The 17,235-nt window shown below is 71.4% G+C and carries 15 protein-coding genes; 6 read left to right on the forward strand and 9 right to left on the reverse strand.

All coding sequences use genetic code 11. The features are described 5' to 3' along the window. Positions 1-413 precede the first annotated feature (413 nt). The 5 genes from ABZT49_RS14585 (at position 414) to ABZT49_RS14605 (ending at position 7,808) form a co-directional block, all read left to right on the forward strand. The gene (locus ABZT49_RS14585; RefSeq protein WP_355286751.1) at positions 414-1,868 is read left to right on the forward strand and encodes a PLP-dependent aminotransferase family protein; all 1,455 of its coding nucleotides are present in this window, start codon (positions 414-416) and stop codon (positions 1,866-1,868) included. 267 nt (positions 1,869-2,135) lie between these two features. After that, complete coding sequence (locus tag ABZT49_RS14590) at positions 2,136-4,709, forward strand: EAL domain-containing protein (RefSeq protein WP_355286752.1); 2,574 nt, start codon at positions 2,136-2,138, stop codon at positions 4,707-4,709. A 74-nt stretch (positions 4,710-4,783) separates the two neighbouring features. Then, a complete protein-coding gene (locus tag ABZT49_RS14595) occupies positions 4,784-5,941 on the forward strand; it encodes an aminotransferase (RefSeq protein ID WP_355286753.1) in 1,158 nt (385 codons plus the stop codon). A gap of 81 nt (positions 5,942-6,022) precedes the next feature. Beyond that, positions 6,023-6,589, forward strand: coding sequence for a DUF4112 domain-containing protein (locus ABZT49_RS14600; RefSeq protein WP_355286754.1), 567 nt, complete (start codon positions 6,023-6,025; stop codon positions 6,587-6,589). 28 nt (positions 6,590-6,617) lie between these two features. Then, positions 6,618-7,808: an ABC transporter permease gene (locus ABZT49_RS14605; protein ID WP_355286755.1), complete on the forward strand. Its 1,191-nt coding sequence runs from the start codon at positions 6,618-6,620 to the stop codon at positions 7,806-7,808. Positions 7,809-8,027: 219 nt separating this feature from the next. On the opposite strand, the gene alr is transcribed toward ABZT49_RS14605, so the two are convergent. The 6 genes from alr to rpsF all read right to left on the reverse strand — a co-directional run bounded on the left by alr (position 8,028) and on the right by rpsF (position 13,464). Beyond that, positions 8,028-9,125 (reverse strand): alanine racemase, encoded by a 1,098-nt coding sequence (gene alr / locus ABZT49_RS14610; protein WP_355286756.1) that lies wholly within the window; start codon positions 9,123-9,125, stop codon positions 8,028-8,030. An 80-nt stretch (positions 9,126-9,205) separates the two neighbouring features. Beyond that, on the reverse strand, positions 9,206-10,693 hold the full coding sequence (locus tag ABZT49_RS14615; RefSeq protein ID WP_355286757.1) for a replicative DNA helicase: 1,488 nt from the start codon (positions 10,691-10,693) through the stop codon (positions 9,206-9,208). A gap of 291 nt (positions 10,694-10,984) precedes the next feature. Then, complete coding sequence (rplI, locus tag ABZT49_RS14620; RefSeq protein WP_355286758.1) at positions 10,985-11,554, reverse strand: 50S ribosomal protein L9; 570 nt, start codon at positions 11,552-11,554, stop codon at positions 10,985-10,987. 108 nt (positions 11,555-11,662) lie between these two features. Further along, entirely contained in the window at positions 11,663-12,613 is a 951-nt protein-coding gene (locus tag ABZT49_RS14625) for a DUF2232 domain-containing protein (protein WP_355286759.1), read from the reverse strand. 107 nt (positions 12,614-12,720) lie between these two features. Next, positions 12,721-12,972, reverse strand: coding sequence for a 30S ribosomal protein S18 (gene rpsR, locus ABZT49_RS14630; protein ID WP_012332436.1), 252 nt, complete (start codon positions 12,970-12,972; stop codon positions 12,721-12,723). Between the two features lie 3 nt (positions 12,973-12,975). Then, on the reverse strand, positions 12,976-13,464 hold the full coding sequence (gene rpsF, locus ABZT49_RS14635; protein ID WP_355286760.1) for a 30S ribosomal protein S6: 489 nt from the start codon (positions 13,462-13,464) through the stop codon (positions 12,976-12,978). 441 nt (positions 13,465-13,905) lie between these two features. On the opposite strand from rpsF, the gene ABZT49_RS14640 reads away from it, so the two are divergent. Then, entirely contained in the window at positions 13,906-14,886 is a 981-nt protein-coding gene (locus ABZT49_RS14640) for a DUF2336 domain-containing protein (protein ID WP_355286761.1), read from the forward strand. 48 nt (positions 14,887-14,934) lie between these two features. Here the strand turns inward: ABZT49_RS14640 and ABZT49_RS14645 are convergent, their stop codons facing one another. From ABZT49_RS14645 to ABZT49_RS14655, 3 genes are read right to left on the reverse strand one after another with little or no spacing between them, the layout of a single operon-like run. Continuing rightward, on the reverse strand, positions 14,935-15,495 hold the full coding sequence (locus tag ABZT49_RS14645; protein WP_355286762.1) for a hypothetical protein: 561 nt from the start codon (positions 15,493-15,495) through the stop codon (positions 14,935-14,937). Then, on the reverse strand, positions 15,492-15,944 hold the full coding sequence (locus tag ABZT49_RS14650; protein WP_355286763.1) for a TadE family protein: 453 nt from the start codon (positions 15,942-15,944) through the stop codon (positions 15,492-15,494). Before ABZT49_RS14650 ends, ABZT49_RS14645 begins: the two co-directional genes overlap by 4 nt. A gap of 11 nt (positions 15,945-15,955) precedes the next feature. Then, a complete protein-coding gene (locus tag ABZT49_RS14655; protein ID WP_355286764.1) occupies positions 15,956-17,041 on the reverse strand; it encodes a pilus assembly protein TadG-related protein in 1,086 nt (361 codons plus the stop codon). Positions 17,042-17,235 lie beyond the last annotated feature (194 nt).

Raw genomic sequence — 17,235 nt, forward strand, 5'->3', positions numbered from 1 at the left:
AAGGTTCGGACCATGCGCAAATGGCGGTGGCCTGCGGCGGAATGGCGAGAGGATGGGCGCGGCCTTCTCCTCTCCCCGACAGATCCCGGGCTTGCCCGGGATCTGCAAGCGACAGGCGAAGTCGGGCAAGCCCGACTTCTCGCGGGGAGAGGGCCGTGTCACCGTTCAGGTGACGCGGCGAGCGGAGGCGGAGCCGAAGCGAGGGTGAGGGGGTGTTTCCGGACGAGCCTCACGCGTCGAGCCCCCCTCACCCTCGCGGCGAACCTTCGGTTCGCTGCTCCCTGAGCCCCTTCGGAGCTCAGGCCTCTCCCCGCCCGCGGGGAGAGGGGAAACCCGCGCCTCGTCCTTCCACGAGAAGCCCGTCTCACTGGTCCATGCTAGACGTCGCTTCGGACGGACAGGACCAGGCCAGTTTGGACGCAATCCCTCCCCGCACGCTCCCCACCAGCGCCCGCATCGGCGCCGACCTGAAGGCACAGATCGCTGCGGGCCTCTATCCGCCGGGCGCCGCCCTGCCCTCGACCCGGGCGCTGGCGGCGGAGCTCGGGGTCTCGCGCACCACCGTGACGGCGGCCTACGATCAGCTCGTCGCCGAGGGCTACCTGGAGACGCGTCCGGGCGCCCGGACGCGGGTCGCCGCCGGCATCCTGCCGAGCGCCGCCCCGGCGGCGGCCGGGCCGAACCCGGCGCCCCGCCTCTCCACCTTCGGGCGGCGCCTCCTCGCCGAGCCCGCGCCCCCGGTCGCGCCGGCATCGGCGATCGATTTCCGCTACGGCGACCTCTCGGGCGACGATTTCCCGATCCTCGCCTGGCGGCGGGCGCTCAACGTGGTTCTGCTGCGCCGGCCGGCCCGGCTCGGCTACGGCGATCCGCGCGGGCTCCCCGCGTTGCGGGCCGCGCTCCAGGCCTATCTCTGGCGGGCGCGGGGCCTCCGCTGCGGCCTCGACCAGATCGTCGTGGTCAACGGCTCGCAGCAGGGGATCGACCTCTGCGCCCGGCTCCTCGTCGATCCCGGCGACCGGGTGGTGATGGAGGATCCGGGCTACGGGGCGGCGCGAAAAGTCTTCGCCGCCGCCGGCGCCGCGATCGTGCCAGTCCCGGTCGATGCGGAGGGCCTGCAGACCGGGCGCCTCCCGGAGATCGGCCCGGCGCGGCTCGCCTACGTCACACCCTCGCACCAGTTCCCCCTCGGCGGCGTGCTGCCCGCCGCGCGCCGGCAGGCGCTGCTCGCCTGGGCGGAGGCCTGCGGCGCGACGATCCTCGAGGACGATTACGACGGCGAGTACCGCTTCGACGCGCGGCCGGTGGAGGCGCTGCGGAGCCTCGACCGGGCGGGGCGCGTCGTCTATGCCGGCACGGTCTCCAAGACCCTCTCGCCGCAACTGCGCCTCGGCTACCTGGTGGTGCCCGAGGCCCTGAGCGCGGCCTTCGCGGAGGCCAAGCGCCTCGCCGACCGGCAGGCGCCGGGGCTGGAACAGGCCGCCCTCGCGGTCCTCCTGACGGAGGGCGGCTACGAGCGCCACCTGCGCCAGGCCCGGCGGCGCAATGCCGGCCGGCGCGCCGCCCTGCTCGCCGCCCTGGCGGACCATTTCGGCGGACGGGTGCGCGTCGAGGGCGCGGCGGCGGGCCTGCACCTCGTCGCCTGGTTCGAGGGCGTCCCGGCCGCGGCCGAGGCCGGGATCGCGGCGGCGGCGCGGGCGGCGGGGATCGGCGTCTACCCGGTCGGCCCGCTCTACCATGACCCGCTGGCGCGGCCGGACCGGGCCGGGCTGCTCCTCGGCTTCGCCGGCAACGAGCCCGAGACGATCCGGACCGGCATCCGCCGCCTCGCCGCGGCGCTCGACGACGGGCCTCCCATCGGGACGTGACCGGGGGCGGCCGGCCGGCGCGCGAGGGGCGGCGTCCCGCCCTCGCCGTCATCCCGCCCGTGATGACGTCCTGGCTCGAGCGAGCCTCGGCGCGACCGGATCTCGGATACTTCCCAGAGTATATGACCACGGTACAACTCCGAAACAACGGCTGAATGCAGCGCTGGCGCGCCTGAGTCTAAGCGTTCGGCAAGGAATCCCCCCTAGCCCGACAGCATAGGCAGCGTCCGGCCGGTGCATCGCGCCGGCCCTTTCCCGAGGGTCCCCGTGCAGCAACCATCTCCGGCACCGGCAGCACCCCTGGGTCAGGGGGGGCGGCGGGAGGTCAGGCTCGGGCGCCGGCTCTGGGGCACCGCCCTCCTCCTCGCGGCGGGCCTCGTCGCCCTCACGGCGATCGTCATCGCGCCCTCGGTCGCGGCCTATCGCAACGGCCAGAGCAACCTCGTGCGCATCAGCCGGCTGCGCCAGGTGCTCGAGGCCGCCAACCGCCTCTCGGCGGAGCGCGGCCCGGCGAACGTCACGATGTCGATCGCGCCCGGCAGCGATCCGGCGGCGCAAGTCCGGCTCGCCGCGTTCCGGACAGCGAGCGACGGCGCCCTCGCGGCCCTGCGCGGGCCGGTGAAGGACGAAACCAGCCACGCCCTCCCCTACGGCCTCCTCGCGGCGACCGCCGCCCGGCTCGACGAGGCGCGGCGGGACGTCGACCGGGTGGCCGGCCTGCCGGCGGCGGAGCGGGGCCTGGAGGACATCACTGGCGCGATCGCCCGGATGATCGCCGCGGTCGACACGTTCCAGGACGTGGTCGCCTGGGAGATCCGCGAGATCGGCCGGGCCGACCCGGCGCTTGCCGGATCGGCCCTGATCGGCCACGCGGTGAGCGATCTGCGCGAGTATGGCGGCCGGATCGGCTCCGCCATCATCCCGGCCGTCGCCGTGCACCGCCCCCTCGATGCCCGCCAGTTCACCGACGCGACGCGGATGCGGGGCCGCATCCTGGAATTGCTGCGGCTGCTGCGCGGCCAGGCAGCGTTCGGGCCCGGGCAGCCCCTGGAGAGGCTGTTTCGCGAGGTCGAGGAGACCTTCGCCGGGCGGGGGCTCGGCCTGATCGAGGCGACGATCGCGGAAGGGCGCGACTCGGGCCGCTACACGCTCACCGCCGACGAGCTCACCAACCGCTACGTTCCGACCCTGAAGCCGGTCGAGGCCCTGCGCGAGCGCTACCTCGCCGGCATGGTCGCGGGCTTCGCCGCCGAGCGCGACGCGGTGCGTGCGCGGCTCGTCGCGGTCGCCGGCGGCACCGTCGCGGTCCTCGTCCTGCTGGTCGCCCTGCTGCAATCCCTGCGCGCCTCGGTGCTGCGTCCGCTCCTGGTCGCGCGGGAGACCGCGATGGCGCTGGCCGAGGGCGGCGCGCCGGCCGCCCGGCCGCTACCGGCCCTGCGCATCGTCGAGATCCGCCGGCTGTTCGACGCGCTCGCGGTGCTGGAGCAACGGCTGCGCGAGCGCGCCTCGCTGATGGAGACCCTGCGCCGTCAGGCCGAGACCGACGGGCTGACCGGCCTGAGCAACCGCCGCGGCCTCGCCCTGGCGATGGGGCGCGCCGCCCCCGAGCGGCCGGCCGCCGTCCTGATGATCGACCTCGACGGCTTCAAGAAGGTCAACGACACGCTCGGCCACGAGGCGGGCGACGACCTGATCCGGCAGGCCGGCGCGCGCCTCTGCGCCTGCACGGGCAAGGCCGGCCTCGTCGCCCGGATGGGCGGCGACGAGTTCGCGGTCCTGCTCCCCGGCTGCGACGAGCCGGCCGCGGTCACGATGGCCGGGACGATCCTGCACAGCCTCTCCGAGCCGTTCCCGGTCGACGGCCAGACCATCCATATCGGGGCGAGCATCGGCATCGCGCTCAGCCCCGGGCACGGCCCCCTCGCCGACGGGCTGCTCGCCAGCGCCGACATGGCGCTCTACGAGGCCAAGCGTGCCGGACGGCACTGCCACCGCGTGTTCACGCCCGCCTTGCGCGAGGCCACCCTGGCGTGGACCGCGCGCCAGCAGGAACTGCCCCGGGCGCTGGCGGCCGGGGAGTTCGCGCTGGCCTACCAGCCGCAGGTGCGCCTCTCCGACCGACGGATCGTTGGCGCCGAGGCCCTGATCCGCTGGCGCCATCCCCGGCTCGGCCTGCTCGCACCGGCCGACTTCCTGGCCCCCCTCGAGGCGAGCCGGCTCGCCGCGCCGGTGGGCCGCTTCGTGCTCCGCGAGGCCTGCGCGCAGGCCGCCGCCTGGCGCCGGGACGGGGCGGGCGACCTGCGCGTCAGCGTCAACCTGTTCGGCGCGCAGTTCCACTCGGTGAGCCTCGTCGACGAGGTCCGGGCGGCGCTCGCCGATGCCGGCCTGCCGGCCTCCGCCCTCGAGCTGGAGATCACCGAGACCATCATCCTGCAGCACGACGAGGCCCTGATCGCCCCGCTGCGGGCGCTTCGCGATCTCGGCATCGGGCTCGCCTTCGACGATTACGGCACCGGCTACGCCTCGTTGAGCCTGCTCAAGCGCTTCCCGCTCACGCGGCTCAAGATCGACCGCTCCTTCGTGCAGGGCATGGAGGCCACGGGACAGGACGGGACGGGCCTCGACCAGGCGATCCGGGACCGGGCGATCGTCCAGTCGGTGCTGACCCTCGGCCGCAGCTTCGGCCTCGCGGTGACCGCCGAGGGCGTTGAGACCGAGGCGGTGGCCGGGCGGCTCCTCGCGAAGGGCTGCGAGGAGGCGCAGGGCTACCTATTCAGCCGGCCGATGCCGGCGGAGGCCTTCACGGCCCTGTTGCAGCCGGAGGAGCGGCTGAGGGCGTGACAGCCGGCTCGGTTCCGTCCGGTCCCCCGGCGTGGTAGCGAGGCCGCGTCCCGTTCTCGAACCCGCGTTCCCGCATGAACCCCATCTTCGCCGACCTGCCGACCACCGTGTTCGAGGTGATGTCGGCGCTCGCCCGAGAGACCGGCGCCGTGAATCTCGGCCAGGGCTTCCCGGACGATCCGGGCCCGGCCGACGTGCGCGCCAAGGCCGCCGAGGCGGTGGTGGAGGGCTGGAACCAGTACCCGCCGATGATGGGGCTGCCGGAGCTGCGCCGGGCGGTCGCCGCGCATTACGCGCATTGGCAGGGGCTCGCCCTCGATCCCGACGCGGAGGTGATGGTGACCTCCGGTGCCACCGAGGCGCTGGCCGGCGCCCTGATGGCCCTGATCGAGCCCGGCGACGAGGTCGTGCTGTTCGAGCCGATGTACGACGCCTACCTGCCGCTGGTGCGCCGGGCCGGCGGCGTGCCGCGCTTCGTCACCCTGACGCCGCCGCATTTCCGGATCACCGAAGCAGCGCTGGCCGCCGCCTTCTCGCCGCGCACGAAGGTCGTGCTGCTCAACAATCCGCTCAATCCCTCGGCCACGATCTTCCCGGACGAGGACCTGGAACTGCTGGCGCGCTTCTGCCAGCGCTACGACGCCGTGGCGCTCTGCGACGAGGTCTGGGAGCACGTGGTCTTCGACGGCCGCCGCCACCGGCCGCTGATGGCGTTTCCGGGCATGCGCGAGCGCACGGTGAAGATCGGCTCGGCCGGCAAGATCTTTTCCCTCACCGGCTGGAAGGTCGGCTTCGTGATGGCGGCCCCTTCCCTGATGCGGGGGCTGGCCAAGGCGCACCAGTTCCTCACCTTCACCACGCCGCCGAACCTCCAGGCGGCGGTGGCCTACGGGCTCGCCAAGGACGATTCCTATTACGAGGGCATGCGGGCCGACTTCGCCCGGGCCCGCGACCGGTTCGCCGACGGTCTCAAAGGTCTCGGCTTCAGCGTCCTGCCCTCGGCCGGCACCTACTTCCTCAACCTCGACATCGCCCCCCTGGGCGAGACCGACGACGTCGCCTTCTGCGAGCGGCTGGTGCGCCGGCACGGCGTCGCGGCGATCCCGGTCAGCGCCTTCTACGCCCACCAGCCGGTGCGCACCATCGTGCGGTTCTGCTTCGCCAAGCGCGACGACACCCTCGACCGGGCGCTGGAGCGCCTGCGCGGCCTGGCGGCGGGGCGCGCAACCTGATGCGGGGCCTCCTTGTCGAGCCGGGGAGCCGGGGCCACATCCTGGACCATGAGCACCACGCACCCGCTCCGGAGCCCCGGGATGACCTCTTCGCAGACGGCCGGCCGCGTCCCGCCCTTCGGGACGGGTTCTTTCGGCCAAGGACCCTTCCAAGGATCCTCCGGCAACGGAGCCGAGTTCAAGGCGGGCGGCTTCAAGGACGGCCGCTTCCCGCAGGACGATCCCTTCTCCTTGCGCGCCCGGGGCCCCAAGGCCCTGGAGGGCTCGTCGCCCGAGCAGGTGATGGCGCGGCTCGACCTGCTCGCCCATCTCCTCGACACCGCGATCCTGCTGCCCGGCAACCGGCGCATCGGCCTCGACGCGATCGTCGGCCTGATCCCGGTGATCGGCGACGCGATCACCACGGCGATCTCGTCCTACATCGTCTGGGAGGCGAAGCGTCTCGGCGCGCCGCGCTGGCTCCTCGCCCGGATGGCCGCGAACGTGGCGATCGACGGCGTGGTCGGTGTGGTGCCGATCGTCGGCGACCTGTTCGACGCCGCCTTCAAGGCCAACCGCCGCAACGTCGCCCTGCTGCGCCGGCACCTGGAGCGCAGCGATGCGTTGAAGCCCAGCGTGATCGACGTCACCGCGACCCGCATCGACTGACCCGAGACGTACGGCCGGGGGACGCCGCATGAACCAGCGCCCCCCGACGCCTGAGCTCGACGCCGTCCCGGTCACCTCGCCCGCGGCGGGCCCGGTCAGCCTGCCGCTGCCGGGCCCGACCGGCACCGGGCGGCTGTCGCCGCTGAACCGGCGGCGGCTCGCGAACTTCAAGGCCAACCGGCGCGGCTACTGGTCGTTCGTGCTGTTCTGCGTGCTGTTCGTCGCGAGTCTCTTCGCCGAGTTCATCGCCAACGACCGGCCGATCGTCGCCTCCTACAAGGGCGAGATCCTGTTCCCGATCGTGGTCGATTACCCCGAGGAGAAGTTCGGCGGCTTCCTCGCCCGCACCGATTACCGCGACCCGGTGATCATCAAGGAGATTTCCGAGAACGGCTGGGCCGTCTGGCCGCCGATCCGCTTCTCCTACAACACCCACAACCTCGACCTGCCGGTCCCGGCCCCCGCCCCGCCGACCTGGCTCCTCTCGGACGCACAGTGCAAGACCGTGGCGGAGAAGACCGGCGGCACGACCTGCCGCGACATCGAGTGGAACTGGCTCGGCACCGACGACCAGGGCCGCGACGTCGTCGCCCGGCTGCTCTACGGCTTCCGCCTCTCGGTGCTGTTCGGGCTGACCCTGGCGCTGGTCTCCTCGGTGATCGGGGTGCTCGCCGGCGCGGTGCAGGGCTATTTCGGCGGCTGGGTCGACCTCGTGTTCCAGCGGGTGATCGAGATCTGGACCGCGATCCCGTCGCTCTATCTCCTGATCATCATCTCGTCGATCATCACCCCGAGCTTCTTCGTGCTGCTCGGGATCCTGCTGCTGTTCTCGTGGGTGTCGCTGGTCGGCGTGGTGCGGGCGGAGTTCCTGCGCGCGCGCAACTTCGAGTACGTGCGGGCAGCCCGCGCGCTCGGGCTCTCCAACGCCCGCATCATGTTCCGCCACCTCCTGCCCAACGCGATGGTGGCGACGCTGACCTTCCTGCCCTTCGTGCTGAACGGCTCGATCACCACCCTCACCTCGCTGGACTTCCTCGGCTTCGGCCTGCCCCCGGGCTCGCCGTCGCTCGGCGAGATGCTGGCGCAAGGGAAAGCCAACCTGCAGGCGCCGTGGCTCGGGCTGACGGGCTTCGCGGTGATCGCCGTGACCTTGAGCCTGCTGATCTTCGCCGGCGAGGCGGTGCGGGACGCGTTCGATCCGCGCAAGACGTTCCGGTGAGGAGCCCCCGGCTCGGACTCACGGCGGTTTTTCCCATCCTCCACGTCATCCCGGGGCCGCATAGCGGAACCCGGGATCCATAATTGCTGACGTTCGAGGATGAAGCGGAACGCGATCCGTCTCGTTCTCGAACGTCAGCGGTCATGGATCCCGGGCTCTCGCCAAGGCTCGCCCCGGGATGACCCGGAGGGCTTCAAGACTGTCGGCCGAAGCAGGCGCTCAATCCCGGTACACCCGCTCGTAGCGCCGGCCGAGACCGGTCAGGATCTCGTAGCCGATCGTGCCGGCGTTGCGCCCCACCGTCTCGAGGTCGAGGCCGTCGCCGATCAAGGTCGCGGGCGCGCCGCGGCGAAGAGCCTCCTGCGGCGCCTCGGTGACGTCGAGGATGATGAGGTCCATCGAGACGTTGCCGGCGAAGGGGCAGCGCACGCCGCCGACCACGGCCTCGCCGCGGCCGGTCGAGGCGCGGGGAAAGCCGTCGGCGTAGCCCAGCGACAGGGTGGCGAGGCGCCGGGGGCTAGAGGCGACCCAGCGGGCGTTGTAGCCGGCGGTCTCGCCGGCCGCGACCTCGCGGACCTGGAGGATGCCGGCCTCGAGCCGCACTACCGGGCGCATCGGGTTGTCGTGGCCGGGCCGCGGGTTGCCGCCGTAGAGGGCGTAGCCCGGCCGCGCCAGGTCGGCGCGGCAGGAGGGCAGGAAGTCGCCCGAGGAATTGGCGAGGGAGGCCCGGATCCCCGGATAGGCGGCACGCACCCGCGCGAACTCTGCCGCCTGCCGGTCGGTGAGGGGATCGTGCTCGACCTCGGCGCTGACGAGATGGCTCATCAGCAGGTCGATGCCGGCTTGCGCGATCACCGGATCGCCGGCGAGCGCCAAGCCCTCCGGCACCGACAGGCCGAGGCGGTTCATGCCGGTATCGACGTGGAGGGCCGCCGGGCGCGTCACGCCCTCGGCCTGGTTCGCCGCCGCCCATTCGGCGATCTCCTCGCGCGAGCCGAGCACCGGGCGGAGATTCGCGGCCCGGTAGTCCGGCCCGCGGCCCGGCGGGAAACCGTTGAGCACGTAGATCGCCGCCTCGGGCACCGCCTCCCGGGCGGCCAGCCCCTCCGACAGGTGGGCGACGAAGAAGGTGCGGCAGCCCTCCGCCCACAAGGCGGGGGCGGCCCGGGCGATCCCACAGCCATAGGCATCGGCCTTGATGACCGCCGCGGTCTCCGGGCACTCCGCGGCGTTCGCGAGGATTCGCCAGTTCGCCCGCAGGGCCGAGAGGTCGATGGTGAGGCGGCCGCCATGGCCGATGGGGCTCGAGTCGCGCATGCGCACGGTCTACCCCCGGTCCAGGGCCCCGCCAAGAGCGCAGGAGGAGGCCGCCTGCCCCGAAGTCAGGCAGCCCCTGCCTACATCGTGTCCGGCAACCGGTCGCCCTGCGCCAGATTCGAGAACCGGGTGATCTCGGCGTCGAACTGGAGCTCGACCGTGCCGGTGGGGCCGTGGCGCTGCTTGCCCAGGATCACCTCGGCCTTGCCGTAGACGCGGTTCATCTCGGCCTCCCAGGTGAAGAACTCTTCCGTGCCCTCGCGCGGCTTCTTGTTCTTGACGTAGTATTCCTCGCGGAAGACGAACATCACCACGTCGGCGTCCTGCTCGATCGAGCCCGATTCGCGCAGGTCCGACAGCTGCGGCCGCTTGTCGTCGCGGGCCTCGACCTGGCGCGAGAGCTGCGACAGGGCGACGATCGGCACCGCCAGCTCCTTGGCGAGCGCCTTCATGCCGGTGGTGATCTCGGTCATCTCCTGCACCCGGTTGTCGCCCTTCTTGGACGAGCCCGACAGGAGCTGGAGATAGTCGACGACGAGGAGGTCGAGGCCGCGCTGGCGCTTGAGCCGGCGGGCTCGCGCCGCGAGCTGGGCGATCGAGATGCCGCCGGTCTGGTCGATGTAGAACGGGATCGTCTGCATGTCCCGGGCGGCGTCGGTGATCTTGTAGAATTCCTCCGGCCGGATGTCGCCGCGGCGGATCTTGTAGGAGGCGACGCCCGATTGCTCGGCGATGATGCGGGTGGCGAGCTGCTCGGCCGACATTTCGAGCGAGAAGAAGCCGACGATGCCGCCGTTCTTGGTCGCGATCGAGCCGTCGGGCTGCTTCTCGCCGACATAGGCCTTGGCGATGTTGAACGCGATGTTGGTGGCGAGCGAGGTCTTGCCCATGCCCGGCCGGCCGGCCAGGATGATCAGGTCCGAGGCCTGCAACCCGCCCATCTTGGCGTCGAGGTCGGACAGGCCGGTGGCGATGCCCGACAGCCGCCCCTCGCGCTGGTAGGCCTTGGCCGCCATGTCGACCGCCGCCGTCAGGGCGTCGGAGAATTTCTGGAAGCCGCCGTCGTACTTGCCGGTCTCGGCGAGCTCGTAGAGCCGGCGCTCGGTCGCCTCAATCTGCTCGCGCGGCGAGGTCTCGACCGGGGCCTCGTAGGCGCCGTTGACCAGGTCCTCGCCGATGGTGATGAGGCGCCGGCGCAAGGCCAGGTCGTAGATCGTGCGGCCGTAATGCTCGGAATTGATGACCGTCGTCGCCTCGGCGGCGAGCCGGGCGAGGTACTGGCCGACCGTGAGGCCGCCGAGATCGGCGTCGCCGAGATAGGTCTTGAGCGTGATCGGGCTCGCGAGCTTGCCGGCCTTGATCAGCGTGATCGAGACCTCGTAGATCCGCCGGTGCACCTCCTCCATGAAGTGCTCGGGGAGCAGGAAGTCCGAGACCCGGTAGAACGCGTCGTTGTTGACCAGGATCGCGCCGAGCAGCGCCTGCTCCGCGTCGATGTTGTGCGGCGCGACGCGGTATTCCTGCTGCACGGGTTCGAGATTCGCCGTCAGGGTGGTGGGAATGGCCATCCGGCGGGGCTCCGGCTCATCGAAGGGGGCGGCACGGGTCGGACGACCGCGTGTCAGATCATAGACGTGGCGGCGACCATCGCACCGTCATGGTTGACCAAACCTTGCATCCTCGACCGAACCTTGGACCCGGAGGCCCGGGCGGTCGCGCAAAACGCAGGCGGGGCCCGCGACTCGCGCCGCGGACCCCGTCATGCTGGAACAAAATGGGAACAAGTCAAGCCCGACCCGCGGGCTTGTCCCCGCTGTCCCGGCAATCCCACCCGCGCGGGCGGGATTGCCGTGGAGCGATCAGCGGTCGTCCGCGTCCGGGCCGGCCTCGGCCAGGGCGGCACCGACCTCGAGGCCGAGATCGTCGAGGTTGAACTCCTCGCGGGTGGTGGTCGACTCGCCGCGGGCCTGGCGCTCGGCCTCCTCGGGGCTGCGGGCGATGTTGACGGTCACGGTGACCTCGACCTCGGGGTGCAGCACCACCGGAACGGTGTGCAGGCCGAGCGTCTTGATCGGCTGCGCGATGTTGAACTGGTCGCGGTTCACCGTGAAGCCGTCCTGGGTCACCACCTCGGCGAGGTCGCGCGGGGAGACCGAGCCGTAGAGCACGCCGGACTCGCCGGCCTGGCGGATCAGCACGAAGCTCTTGCCGTTCAGGGTCTCGCCGACCTTCTCGGCCTCCGCGCGGCGCTCGAGGTTGCGGGCCTCGAGCTGGGCGCGCTGGTCCTCGAAGCGCTTCTTGTTGCCTTCCGTGGCGCGCAGGGCCTTGCCGCGGGCGAGCAGGAAGTTGCGGGCGAAGCCCGGCCGCACCTTCACGGTCTCGCCCATCTGGCCGAGCTTGGCCACGCGCTCGAGCAGGATCACTTCCATGGTCGTCGTCCTTCGATGGTGGGGCCTCGTCGGCCCCGGGTGGTGATGGCGGAGCGTTCCGCCGTCGGGGAACCGGATCGCCTCGCGGCGCCCCGGGGATTCGAGAGGTCAGGCCACCGGCGGGGCCTGAACCGGCCGGCGCCGCCCGGCGAGGGCGTCGACGAGGCCGAACAGTGCGAGCGCGGCGAGTGCCAGCCCTTGCGTCAGGAAGACCAGCACGTAGAGGCCGATCAGGATCGGCGTGCGGCCGGGCTTGCCGCGGCTGCGGTCGTGGAGCGCGGCGAGCCCCTGCAGCGCTAGGGCTGCCGAGAGGGCACCGAGCAGCGCGACCCCGAAGGCGCCGGCATAGCCCGGCGCCACCGAGAGCACGGCGCCGACGACCAATCCCCACAGGGCCCGGCGCGGCAGGGCGGTGGCGGGGAGGTCCGGCCAGGGCCGGGCCAGGCGGCCGGAGATCTGCACCACCCGGGCGCCGGCCCAGAGATAGAAGGTCAGGAGCAGGGTGAAGGTCGTCGCCATGATGGCGGGCGCCAGGCCGGCGACCCGCTCGGCGATGCGGGCGAGGTCGTCCTCCTCCAGCCCGGCGCCGCGGGACGGGGTCTCCTGCATCTGCAGTTGCAGCATCGCCCGGGCGAGGCGGCGGACCCGCTCCTGGTAGGCGGCGTGGTCGCCGGAGGACAGCATCACCACGACGACGAGGGCGATGGCGGCGGTGACGGCGACCCAGGCCAGCAGCCGGCCGGTCGGGTACCATTCCATCCCGCCGGAGGACTTCTGGCGACCAAGCAGCGCGAGGTAGCCGAGCCACCAGGCCGGCAGGGCGGTCGAGACTAGGAAGGCGAGGCCGCGCAAGGGGGACGAGACGATCGCGAGGGCGAGCGTGCCGGAGGCGGCGGCGACGAGGCCGGTCCGGTGGCTCCAGCCCATCGCCACGATCAGGATCGGCAGCGGGGCGAGCAGGTAGAGGGCCAGCGCGAGCGGCGTCGCCTGGACGACGACCCCGATCAGGAGCGCCGAGGCGAGGCCGGCGACGACGCCGATGCCGGTGTGACGAACCATGACACCTTGTCCGCTGTCCCGCCGCCCGTTCGGGCGGGGTTAGAGGCGCGGTAAAGAACGCCCCAGCGACCCGGCGGCACGAGGCCGCCGGGTTGTTGATCAAAGAGTTAGCGGATCACGTAGGGCAGGAAGCCCAGGAAGCGGGCGCGCTTGATCGCCTGGGCGAGCTCGCGCTGCTTCTTGGCCGACACCGCGGTGATGCGCGAGGGCACAATCTTGCCGCGCTCGGAGACGTAGCGCGAGAGCAGCTTCACGTCCTTGTAGTCGATCTTCGGGGCGTTGGGGCCCGAGAAGGGGCAGGTCTTGCGCCGACGGAAGAACGGACGACGGCCACCGCCGCCACCAGCACCGAAAGCCATGGCTTACTGCTCCTCGTTCGTGGTGCGCTCGACGCGCTCGGTGCGCTCGGGACGATCGCCGCGATCCGGACGGTCGCCGCGCTCGGGGCGGTCGCCGCCGCCGAAGCCGCCGCCGAAGCCGTCGTCGTCACGGCGACGGCCGCGCTCGCGGTCCTTGCGCTCGTCGCGGTCACGCTTCTGCATCATCGCGGACGGCTCGGACTCGAGCTCCTCGACACGCACGGTCATGAAGCGCAGCACGTCCTCGGAGATACGCATCTGGCGCTCCATCTCGGCGAGGGCCGCCGGGGGAGCGTCGATGTTGAGGAGGGTGAAGTGCGCCTTGCGGTTCTTGCGGACGCGGTAGGCGAGAGACTTCACGCCCCACATCTCGGTCTTCTCGACCTTGCCGCCGTTCTGCTCGATGACGGACTTGTAGGTCTCGACCATCGTTTCGACCTGCTGCGAGGTCACGTCCTGGCGAGCCAGGAACACATGCTCATAGAGAGCCATGATGGGCCTTTCTCAGGGAGACTAAGGCCCGCTGCACGAGCACGCGGGAAGCGGTTTCGGGCGTCGGGCCGGTTCGTCCTCGCGTCGCACGGCGCCAAGCCCTTCGAGCCTGCAAAGGCCCGAGCGGTTGTTCGAAGGCGGAGACACGGGACGACGGGGCGAACCCCTATGCCGGACGACAAGCCCGACACCGTCCGTTCAGCCCCCGGCCGGAGCGAACGCGAGGCGCGGCCTATAGCAGGTTTTGATGGGATGGCAAGGGACAGGGCGAGAGGGAGCACGCGTCGGAGGGCGCTCAGTGCACCTCACAAAACTCCCGCCGCGCTGTTGCTGCCGCAGCCGGCCGCGACGGTGATCGGGAGTTTCGTGAGAAACACTAAGGCGGGCGTAACCATCGCGCCGCTAGGGTGCCGCAGCGTTCACCACAGGATGTCTCGCCCGATGGCGTCGGCCGCGGCCTTCCGACCCGACAGACGGCCGCCGGCGGCCTTCCTCGCCGACCTCGTCGAGGCGGCCGAGCAGGCCGTCGATGCAGGCCGCACCCTCGACGGCGTCGCCGACCTCCTGGTCGCCCGGGCCGACGGGCTCTCCGCCACGCAGGTCGGCGCCTTCGACGAGGTGCTGACGGTGCTCGTCGAGGGGGCCGGGACGGGCTCGCGCGGGCGGCTCGCCCGGCAGGTCACCGCGCTCGCCCGGCCGCCGCGCAAGCTGGCCCGGCGCCTCGCCTGCGATCCCGAGGCGAGCGTCGCGGTGCCGGTGCTGGCGCGTTGCGCCGCCCTGCCCGACGAGGTGCTGCTGCGCGTCGCCCGCAACCGCGGCCCGGTGCATCTTGCGGCCATCGCCCGGCGCGAGACGGTCGCCGCCCGGGTGGCGGACGTGCTCGCCGACCGGGGCGACGAGGCGGTGATGGGGACGCTCGTCGCCAATCGCGGGGCGCAGCTCTCGCTGTCGGCGCTGACGCTCCTCTCCGCGCGCATGGAGGACCGGGACCGCCTCGCGGCGGGGCTCGCGGCCCGCGGCGGCCTGCTGCCGCGCCAGCGCGACGCGCTCCTGCGGCCCGTCGCCCGCCCCGGCCCACCGCGGCGCGCCGTCGAGGCGGTCGCCCTGCGGGTCCGGCTCGGGCTCGAGGAGGCCGACCTGCGGAGCTGGCTCGCGCATGGCCGGACCGCCGAGGCGCTGCTCGGCCTCGCCCACCTCGCCGGCTGCCCGCCCGAGCGAGCCGAGGCGGCGCACCGCGCCCCGGCGCCGCGGGCGCTCGCCCTGGTCGTGCGGGCGGCGGATCTGCGGCTCTCAACCCTCGGCGCCTATCTGCGGGCCCGCCCCGGCCCGACCCCGACCGCCGAGGCGGCCGGCGCCGCGGTGCAGGCCTACCGGTCCGTAACGGTGGCGCAGGCCCGCGCGCTGGTCGCGCCGCAGGGCTGAACGGAGCGGGAGCACGGCACGCGACAGGGGCACGAGGCCAAGCCGCCGTCAGCAGACGCTCGACCCGCTCGAATGAACCGTCGTCGTCCATCCCCGCAGGGTGGTGCCCGTGGTGCCGGTGAACAGCCGCGAGATCAGCGGGAACAGGGCGACATATTTGATCTGGATCACGACGACGATCGCGTTGTCCTTGTCCGACATCAGGGCGAGAGCGCTCGACGAGACGTCGGATTCCAGGTACGTCATGTTGCCGGCGCAGATCTTGATCGCGTTGTTGCTCTCGCTGATCTGCGCCATGCTGACCGTCGGCTGGTTCTGGCTGTAGCGGACCAGGGTGTTGGCCTGCCGCGCCATGTAGGCGTTCATCGTGTTCGTCGTGCAGCTCTGGTCGCTCGATCGGGAGCAGCTGGCGATCAGGCTGCCAATCTGCGTTGACGAGCGCTCGATATCGCGGGTGATGGTCGAGATCTGGATGAAGTCGACCAGCCCGGCGAACAGCAGCAGCAAGGTCGTCGCCAGGAGGGCGAATTCCACCGCCACCGACGCGCGCGCGCTGCGGCGGAACCGGTCGAGGACGGCGAATCCTCGCGGGCGGGGCGTCGCGCTCATCGCCGGAACACGACCGAGGCTTGCGCGGTGATCGCCGGGATGAGCGGCAGGATGCGTAAGGTCGGCAGCGCCGCCCGCAGCAGCAGCGCGTCGCCGGCCGAGCCCGCGCTGAACGTCGCGCCGGTGACGCCCGTGGCCGCGGTCGGCGCGTCGGACAGCCGCATCATCTCGACGACGACCTGCGCCTTGCACGATTGCGCCTGCACGATGCGGATCTTCGCGCACACAGTCGTCTTGTAGACGTCGGCGCTGGCGAGCAGGAGCTCCGGCTCGGGCGCGGAGGCCGAGTCGTACAGCGCGTTCGACAAGAGCATCTGCGTGTACTGAGCGATGACGAATTGCAGGGCGCCGACGATCATGAAGATCGCCGGCCAGGCCAGGAAGGCCATCTCGACCGACGCGACCCCGCGCCGGCAGTCGCGCAGCCCACGGAGATGATGACGCCACATCTGCGCGCGCCTCAGCTGGGGCAGGAATTGCGGCAGATGCGCAGGTAGTCGATCAGGCCGCCATAGGTGTCCTCCCGACCCGCCGCCCGCCAGCTGATCCGGTACTCGGTCGTGCTCGCGCTCGGGTTGACCGGAACGACGAAGTTGATCACCCGCTCCGTCCACGCATCCGCCTGCACGCACACGTCGACCATCGAGGAGGCCGCAAAGGTGTAGTTGCCGGATTTCTCGATGTAGACTTCGATGCGGTTGGTCTGCCCGTCGACCTGGTACCACGAGACGTCGCTGTCCTTAGCGCCGCAGATGACCCGGCCGGGCTGGTTCGGATCGCGCTGGCGCGCGATGTACCAGTACCGGACCTGGTAATTGCCCGGCGACAGATTCATGATGCGCGACATCGTCGAGTTCGAGTGGCAATTCCTGTTGCCGGTATTCGCCGAGGTGTTGCAATCGCTGTCCAGCTCCGCGAAGAAATCGCCGAAGCGAACGACGTTGCTGGCCAGCTCGCGCTGGCCGTTGATCTCGATGCCGGCATTCTGCGTCGTCCAGCCGTTCCAGCTATTGCCGTTGTTGACGCCGCCGAGCACGCTCCAGCTGTTGTACTGCACGCTGTGGCTCGGCTTCTCGAACGATTCGGTGAACAGCAGCTGCGGCGCGCTGCTCGCGGTCAGCGCGGTGGCGGCCGAGACGACCGGGCAATCCCGCGCGACCGCGAAGTCCACCCCCTGCATCTTCAGGACGGAGCTGAAGACGATGCTCATCCGGCCGGTCGCCGAGACGTGGACGTTGATGTCGGTGTTGTTGGTGGCTGTCAGGACGTCGCTCGCGTTGAGCCCCTTGGCGACCTTGACGCGGTCGGCGATCGGCTGGATGTCGGCGGCTGGATACAGCTTCGTGGTGTCGGTCGACCGCACATCCTGCGGCTTGCGGGCGTCGATATAGGCCTTGGTCTGCAGGCAGGCCAGTTCGGCCGCACTGGTCAGGCGCTGACGGTAAGCAACGGCGCGAGAGGCCTCGATCGATCCACCGACGCCGATCAGAAGGGCCGGCAGCGCGATCGCGATTATGATTGCGACGCTGCCTCTCTCATCGCTCAATGACATAAAATTGATCCGCGAATGGCTCGCAAATCAAACTGCGCCGGCATTTGCTTATTTTTTGATAATGGACCCCTCGAAAATGAGCATTGCTGCCTGTCGCGCGCTGCGCGACTGCTCGGCATGCGGCATTCCAGCCACTACGGGCAGGACACGATGGCGAAATACAGAGATCGTCCTTTCCAGTCGTGCGC

The organism is Methylobacterium sp. EM32, assembly GCF_040593685.1.
Taxonomy (GTDB): domain Bacteria; phylum Pseudomonadota; class Alphaproteobacteria; order Rhizobiales; family Beijerinckiaceae; genus Methylobacterium.